This is a genomic window from Frigoribacterium sp. RIT-PI-h (assembly GCF_001297205.1).
Classification (GTDB): domain Bacteria; phylum Actinomycetota; class Actinomycetes; order Actinomycetales; family Microbacteriaceae; genus Frigoribacterium.
In genome coordinates, this window is record NZ_LHOZ01000122.1 from 1 (window position 1) to 7100 (window position 7100).

The 7100-nt window shown below is 72.8% G+C and carries 6 protein-coding genes; 5 read left to right on the forward strand and 1 reads right to left on the reverse strand.

The genetic code is table 11. The features are described 5' to 3' along the window. From dnaE to AEQ27_RS15700, 3 genes are all read left to right on the forward strand, one after another. Positions 1-2702, forward strand: a 2702-nt coding sequence (gene dnaE / locus AEQ27_RS15690) for a DNA polymerase III subunit alpha (RefSeq protein WP_054147522.1), incomplete at its 5' end; no start/stop codon positions are given. Between the two features lie 93 nt (positions 2703-2795). Further along, positions 2796-3818: a glutathione S-transferase family protein gene (locus tag AEQ27_RS15695; protein ID WP_054147523.1), complete on the forward strand. Its 1023-nt coding sequence runs from the start codon at positions 2796-2798 to the stop codon at positions 3816-3818. An 11-nt stretch (positions 3819-3829) separates the two neighbouring features. Continuing rightward, positions 3830-4165 (forward strand): TraR/DksA C4-type zinc finger protein, encoded by a 336-nt coding sequence (locus AEQ27_RS15700; RefSeq protein ID WP_054147524.1) that lies wholly within the window; start codon positions 3830-3832, stop codon positions 4163-4165. Positions 4166-4211: 46 nt separating this feature from the next. On the opposite strand, the gene AEQ27_RS15705 is transcribed toward AEQ27_RS15700, so the two are convergent. Next, the gene (locus AEQ27_RS15705; protein WP_054147525.1) at positions 4212-4928 is read right to left on the reverse strand and encodes a TetR/AcrR family transcriptional regulator; all 717 of its coding nucleotides are present in this window, start codon (positions 4926-4928) and stop codon (positions 4212-4214) included. 124 nt (positions 4929-5052) lie between these two features. Between AEQ27_RS15705 and AEQ27_RS15710 the strand changes: the two genes are divergently transcribed. Next, on the forward strand, positions 5053-5979 hold the full coding sequence (locus AEQ27_RS15710; protein ID WP_054147526.1) for an NAD-dependent epimerase/dehydratase family protein: 927 nt from the start codon (positions 5053-5055) through the stop codon (positions 5977-5979). Positions 5980-6102: 123 nt separating this feature from the next. Continuing rightward, positions 6103-7100 (forward strand): GAF domain-containing protein (locus AEQ27_RS15715; protein WP_054147527.1); only part of this gene is annotated, 998 nt, incomplete at its 3' end.

Here is a 7100-nt window from a genome sequence, read left to right on the forward strand (position 1 = left end):
ACCTGGCCGCGCTCGGCACGTTCCGGCCGCAGCCGAACGCCCAGGCGTACCTCAAGCTCCCCGTCGAGATGCGCCGGCTGGCCCGGCTGGTGAGCGACGCCTCGTCGTTGCCCCGCAGCGCCGGCGACGAGATGCTCGCCGCGACCGAGCGCCTGGCCGACCGGTGCCGCCTCGACCCCGTCGCCGACCTCGGCTGGGGCCGCCCGAAGGTGCCCGAGCTCAGCGCGATCGGCGTCGACGGCGACCCCGACCAGGCGCTGTTCCGGCAGGCCCAGGCCGGTGTCACCGAACGCTTCGGCGACGCCGACCGGGCCCTGCGCGACAAGGTCGAAGACCGCATGCGCTACGAACTCGGCATCATCACCGGGTTCGGCTTCGCCGGGTACTTCCTCACCGTGGCCGACGTCTCGGCGCTGATGCGCGACCTGAGGGTGCGCAACGCGGCGCGGGGTTCCGGTGCCGGCAGCCTCGTCACCTACCTGCTGCGCATCTCGAACGTCGACCCGATCGAGCACGACCTGCTGTTCGAGAGGTTCCTCGGCAACAAGCGCGAGACGCTGCCCGACATCGACATCGACGTCGAGGCGGCCCGGCGGCACGAGGTCTACCGGGCGATCTTCGACCGGTACGGCAGCAACCGGGTCACGCTCATGTCGATGCAGTCCACCTACCGCGGGCGTGGTGCGGTGCGCGACGCCGGTCTCGCACTGGGGCTCGACGACGAGCAGATCGACCTGGTGGCCAAGAACGTCTGGCGGTCGAACGCCCGCGACCTGCGCACCGCGATGGCCGAAAAACCCGAACTGCGCGAGATCGCCGAGCTGGCCCGCAGCAACGACCAGATCGACCTGCTCGTCGACCTCAGCGAACGGCTCGACCGTCTGCCCCGGCACATCTCGATGCACCCGTGCGGGGTGATCCTCGGCGACTCCGACCTGCTCAGCACGACCCCCGTCCAGCCGAGCGGCATCGGCCTGCCGATGAGCCAGTTCGACAAGTACGACATGAACGACGCCGGCCTGCTCAAGCTCGACGTCCTCGGCGTCCGCATGCAGAGCTCGCTCGCCTACGCCCTCGACGAGATCGAGCGCGTGAACGGCCCGCGTGCCGCCCTGGCCGGCGCCCTGCCGGTCGACGTGCCCTACGTGAACCGTCAGGGCCGCATCGAGCTCGACGAGATCCCCCACGACGACGAACCCACCTTCGAGGCGATCCGCACCACGCACACGCTCGGCATGTTCCAGATCGAGAGCCCCGGGCAGCGCGAGCTGATCGGCAAGATGCAGCCCGACCGCTACGAGGACCTGATCGCCGACATCTCGCTGTTCCGCCCCGGCCCGATGAAGGGCAACATGATCGCGCCGTTCCTCGACACCAAGCACGGGTTCCAGCAGCCCGACTACCTGCACCCGAGCTTCGCGTCGTTCCTCGACGACAGCTACGGGGTGGTCATCTACCACGAGCACGTGCTGCGCATCCTCGAGGCGACGATGCAGGTGTCGCTCGCCGAGGCCGACGAGATCCGGCGGCACATGGGCAAGGGCGACGACGACGCGCTCGAGGCCACCTTCCGCGAGCGCACCCGGGGCAACCTCGACCCCGCGACCGGGAGGCGACGCTTCGACGACGCCGCGGTCGACCGGATCTGGGCCGCGCTCAAGGGGTTCGGGTCGTTCGGCTTCTGCAAGGCCCACGGGGCCGCGTTCGCCCTGCCGACCTACCAGAGCGCCTGGCTGAAGACCCACTACCCGGCCGAGTTCCTGGCCGGCATCCTCACCCACGATCCCGGCATGTACCCGAAACGACTGTTGCTGACCGAGGCGCGACGCATGGGCGTCCCCGTGCTGCCGATCGACGTCAACGCCTCGACCGACGTCTACCGGGTCGAGCGCCTGCGACCGCCGGCGACCCCGATCGCGCCGACCCGGGTGGGCGACCTCGGGCTGCGGCTGTCGCTGGCCGACGTGCACGGCATCAGCGACGCCGAGCTGGCCCGGGTTGTCGTGAACCGTCCCTACGACTCGATCACCGACTTCTGGCAGCGGGCGACGCCGTCCCGATCGCTGTTCGAACGCCTGGCGCAGGTCGGGGCGCTCGACTCGGTCGCCGGGCCCGGCCGCACCCGCGGTGACGTCCTGGCCCGGGTGAGGGCGCTCACCGGTCGATCGTCCCGCCCCAAGGCCACCGACGTCGAGAACCAGCTCGACTTCTCGATCGACGACTCCGACACGGTGCCGACCGGCACGCCCGACGTCGACGCCCGGCAGCGGGTCGCCGACGAGCTCGACACCCTGTCGATGGAGGTCAGCGAGCACGTGATCGAGAGCTACCGGCCCATGCTCGACGACCTGGGGGGGGTGCGCGCCGCCGCCCTGCGCGACCACTGGAACGGTACGACCGTGCTCGTGGCGGGCATCCGCATCGCGACCCAGCCCCCCCCGATGCGCAGCGGCAAGCGCGTGGTCTTCATCAGCCTCGACGACGGGAGCGGCTGCTCCGCCTCCACCTTCTTCGAGGAGGCACAGGCTCGCGCCGGCTCCCTGCTGTTCGGCACGCAGCTGATGGTGATCCAGGGGCGCACGCGTCGCACCGGCGAGCGCGGCATCTCGCTCGAGGCCGAGAACGCGTGGGACCTCAAGGCGATGTGGCGCGACTGGAACGCGACCCGCGCCTCCTCGTCCCTGGCCGTCGGCGGTTCCTGATCCCTGTCGCCACCCCGCCCGCCGGGGCCACCGATCGCCTGCACACGTCGCAGCAGCCAGGAATTGCCGACGCCCCGTGCGTAGGGTGGCGCCATGAGCGATCAGCAGGCCAAGGGAAGCTACGTCGAGCCGGGCCAGGAGTACACCCGCGACACCAACTACATCGAGGACCGCATCACGCGCGACGCCGTCGACGGCTGGCCGGTCGAGTCCGGTCGCTACCGCCTCGTCGCCGCCCGGGCGTGCCCGTGGGCGAACCGCAGCGTCATCTCGCGACGCCTGCTGGGGCTCGAGGACGCGATCTCGCTCGGCCTGCCCGGACCCACGCACGACGCCCGCAGCTGGACCTTCGACCTCGACCCCGACGGTCGCGACCCCGTGCTCGGCATCGAGCGCCTGCAAGAGGCGTTCTTCGCCCGTACCCCCGACTACCCGCGCGGCATCACCGTGCCGGCGATCGTCGACGTGCCGAGCGGCAAGGTCGTCACGAACGACTTCCCGCAGATCACGCTCGACTTCGCGACCGAGTGGACCGCCTTCCACCGCGAGGGCGCCCCCGACCTCTACCCCGAGGCCCTGCGCGGCGAGATCGACGAGGTGAACGCCGTGGTCTTCCGCGACGTCAACAACGGCGTCTACCGTGCCGGTTTCGCCGGGTCGCAGAAGAGCTACGAGCGGGCCTACCGCACCCTGTTCGAGCGACTCGACTGGTTGTCCGAGCGGCTCACCGGTCAGCGCTACCTGGTCGGTGACACCATCACCGAGGCCGACATCCGCCTGTTCACGACGCTCGCCCGGTTCGACGCGGTCTACCACGGCCACTTCAAGTGCAACCGGAACAAGCTGACCGAGATGCCGGTGCTCTGGGCCTACGCCCGCGATCTGTTCCAGACCCCCGGGTTCGGCGACACGATCGACTTCGACCAGATCAAGGCGCACTACTACGTCGTGCACTCCGACATCAACCCGACGGGCATCGTCCCGGTCGGGCCGGACGCCTCGGGGTGGCTCACCGAGCACGGGCGCGAGCAGCTCGGCGGCCGTCCGTTCGGCGACGGGACTCCCCCCGCACCGCCTCGCGCGGGCGAAGAGGTGCCCCCGCTCGTCGCGGCCTGAGGCGCCGCCGCATGATCGACCCCTCCGACCGGTTGCGCGTCACACGCGACGAGGCGCTGGCGCTGGCCGCGCGTCTGCTCGGGGACATGAAGGCGGTGGCCGCGGCCCGCGAGGGAGCCAACGTCGACGACGAGCACGACCCCGAGGGATCGACGATCGCCTACGAGCGGTCGCAGCTCGACGCCGTCCGGCGGTCGGCCCTCGAGCGTGCCGCCGATGCCGAGGCCGCTCTGGCCCGGCTCGCCGACGGCACCTTCGGCCGCTGCGAGCGCTGCTCGGCCCGCATCGGCGAGGCCCGGCTCGAGGCGCGACCCACCGCCCGGCTCTGCATCGACTGCGCGAGCTGACCCGCGCCTCCTGCCGGCACCGGCGCCTCCTGCCGTCGCCGGGACGTCAGCCCCAGATCCTCGAGATCTGCGCGTCGAGGAAGGTCTCGAACCAGGCGTCACGATCGGTGACCACGTTGGTGAGGTGACCGAAGAGCTCGAAGCTGAGGTGCCCGTAGAGGGAGGTCCAGGCGGTGATGCCCGCGGCCAGCACACCGGGGGCGACCGAGGCCCCCAGACCCTGGGCGAGCTGCGCGAACTCGTCGGCCAGGCCGGCCCTCACCGGCATCGCCCGCAGCGAGGCTCCGCTCGTCGCCGCGTCGTCGACCGCCCCGAGCAAGAGCAGACCCACCGCGATCGCCGGTTCGACGGTGTCGACCGGGGCCGCGTACCCGGGGACGGGCGACCCGTAGAGCAGGGCGTAGCGGTGCGGGTCGGCGATCGCCCAGCGGCGGGTCGCGCGGGCCGTGGCACGGAACCGCTCCTGGTGGTCGGCGCGGTCGACCGCTTGCTCGGCCCGTCGGGCGGCGTCGGCGAGGTCGACGTAGGCGTCGGTGATCAGGCGGGTCAGCAGGGCGTCGCGGCTCGGGAAGTACCGGTAGATCGCCGACGAGGCCATGCCCAGGTCGCGCGCGACGGCCCGCACCGAGAGGGCGGCCGCGCCCACCTCGGCCAGCTGCCGGGGGGCCGAGGCGAGGGCGCGGTCGACGATCTCGGTCCGTGCCCGCTCGCGGACGCCTCCGGTGGTCCGGCCGCCGTCGTCGTCCCCTGCGTTCGTGGTCATGCCCCGATCCTGTCCTCCGAGAGCACGGGACACAAACGAGAGCACCGCTCTTGCATGTCACGCCGCACGGCCCTAGGGTCATATTCGAGAGCACCGCTCTCGCTCATCGCCCCAGGAGGACCCCATGCCCACCCATCTCGTCGTCGGAGCGGGAGCCATCGGCGCCCCCCTCGTCCGCCGCCTCGCCGAGCGCGGCGACACCGTGCGCGTCGCCACCCGCCGCGGCACCGCGATCGCCGGGGCCGCCGCGTTCACCCTCGCCGCCAAGCACTCCACCGCCCTCACCCCGGCCGCCGCCGGCCCCGACACGATCATCGTCTGCTCGAACCCGCCCTACCCCGCCTGGGGAACGGAGTGGCCGGCCCTCACGACGGCCCTCATCGCCACGGCCGCCCCCACGGGGGCGGGCATCGTGCTGATGGGCACCCTCTACGGCCACGGGCCGGTGTCCGAGCCGATGACCGAGCACACACCCCTTTCCTCCGCCGAGAAGAAAGGCAGGGTGCGCGCCGACAGCTGGAAGCGCTTCCTCGCCGCGGCCGACCGGGGCGTCCGGGCCGTCGAGGGGCGCGCCAGCGACTACTTCGGGCCGGGGGCCGGGCGCAACGCCCACCTCGGCAGCGACTTCTTCGGGCCGCTCGTCGCGGGCCGCACCGCCCACGCGGTCGGCGACGTGACCCAGCCGCACGCCTGGGCGTACCTGCCCGACGTCGTCTCGACCCTCGTGGCGGCGATCGACCACGACGAGTGGGGTCGCGCCTGGCTCACACCGCACGCCACCCACGCCTCCCGGGCCGAGATCGCCGAGGAGGCGCGGCGCCGGTTCGGCCTGACCGGTCGCGTCCGACCGTGGAACCCGCTGCTGTGGGCCGGCCTGAGCCGCACGGTGCCGTTCCTCCGCGAGGTGAGGGCGATGCAGTACCAGTTCGACTCCCCCTTCGTCGTGGACTCGACCGAGAGCGAACGCCTGCTCGGCATCGGACCGACCCCGTGGCCCGAGGCGCTGGACGCGACGATCGCGGCCACCCGCGATGCCGCGCGTCGACCGTGAAGTGACGGCAGACCTCCACGCGGCGACCTTCCCCGCGGCCCCGCGCCGTCGTACGCTGACAGCACCCCGGCGACGACGCCGCACGACGGCCGCCTCGCCCCGATCGACGACGATTGGTGCTCGATGCCCCTGACCGCGAGCCGTCCGCCCCGCGACGTCGGGCCGCAGCGCCGGGTGGTGCGCGAGTCGTGGGACCGTGCCTCGCGGCACCGGCTCGATCCCGACGGCCTGCCCCGGCTCGAGCTGCCCGAGGACGACCTCGAGGATCGGCGCCGCGACCACCCGTTGGCGCCGGCCCTCCCCGTGGTGCGCCGTCTGCTGGTGGACGACGTCTCGGGCTCGGGACTGCTCGTCGCGATCGGCGACGAGCACGGGCGCCTGCTCTGGGTCGAGGGCGATCACACGGCCCGCCGCCGCGCCGAGGACATGCTGTTCGTCGCCGGCGCCGGCTGGTCGGAGGCGCGGGTCGGCACCTCGGCCCCGGGCACGGCCCTCGTGCTCGACCGGGGCGTGCAGATCCGCGGCGACGAACACTGGAACCACCGTGTGCGGGCCTGGAGCTGCACGGCCGTGCCGGTCCACGACCCGGTCGACGGGCACCTGATCGGCGTGATCGACATCACGGGCGACGAGCGGGCGGCCGGCTCGCTGACCTTGCCCCTGGTCACGGCGACGGTCGCGGCCGTGGAGGCGCATCTCGCGCTCCTGGGGTTCGCCGCGGTCGGTCACGCCCCGGCCCGCACCTCGCGGCACCCGGTCCGCCCCGGGCCCGACTCCCCCGCGGGCCTGACGACCCTCGGTCGCGACGAGGCGGTCCCCACGGTCGGGGACGGTCGGATCGCGCTGGGTGCCCGGCACTCCGAGATCATGGCCCTGCTCGCCCACCGCCCCGCCGGCTACACGGCGCACGAGTTGGCCGACGCGGTCTACGGCGACGTCGACGCGGTGTCCACCCTGCGGCCCGAGATGGTCCGCCTCCGCCACGTCGTCGAGGCCCTCGACCCGACGCTGGTCCCGCTGTCGCGCCCGTACCGACTGCCCCGCCCGGTGACGCTCGACCTCGACACGCTCGTCGGGCTCGTCGACCGCGGCGCCCACCGCGCGGCCGTGCGGGCCGGCAC

Coding starts and splice junctions, on each gene's coding strand:
- AEQ27_RS15695 (WP_054147523.1), top strand. CDS start 2,796: ATGAGCGATCAGCAGGCCAAGGGAAGCTACGTCGAGCCGGGCCAGGAG.
- AEQ27_RS15700 (WP_054147524.1), top strand. CDS start 3,830: ATGATCGACCCCTCCGACCGGTTGCGCGTCACACGCGACGAGGCGCTG.
- AEQ27_RS15705 (WP_054147525.1), bottom strand. CDS start 4,928: ATGACCACGAACGCAGGGGACGACGACGGCGGCCGGACCACCGGAGGC.
- AEQ27_RS15710 (WP_054147526.1), top strand. CDS start 5,053: ATGCCCACCCATCTCGTCGTCGGAGCGGGAGCCATCGGCGCCCCCCTC.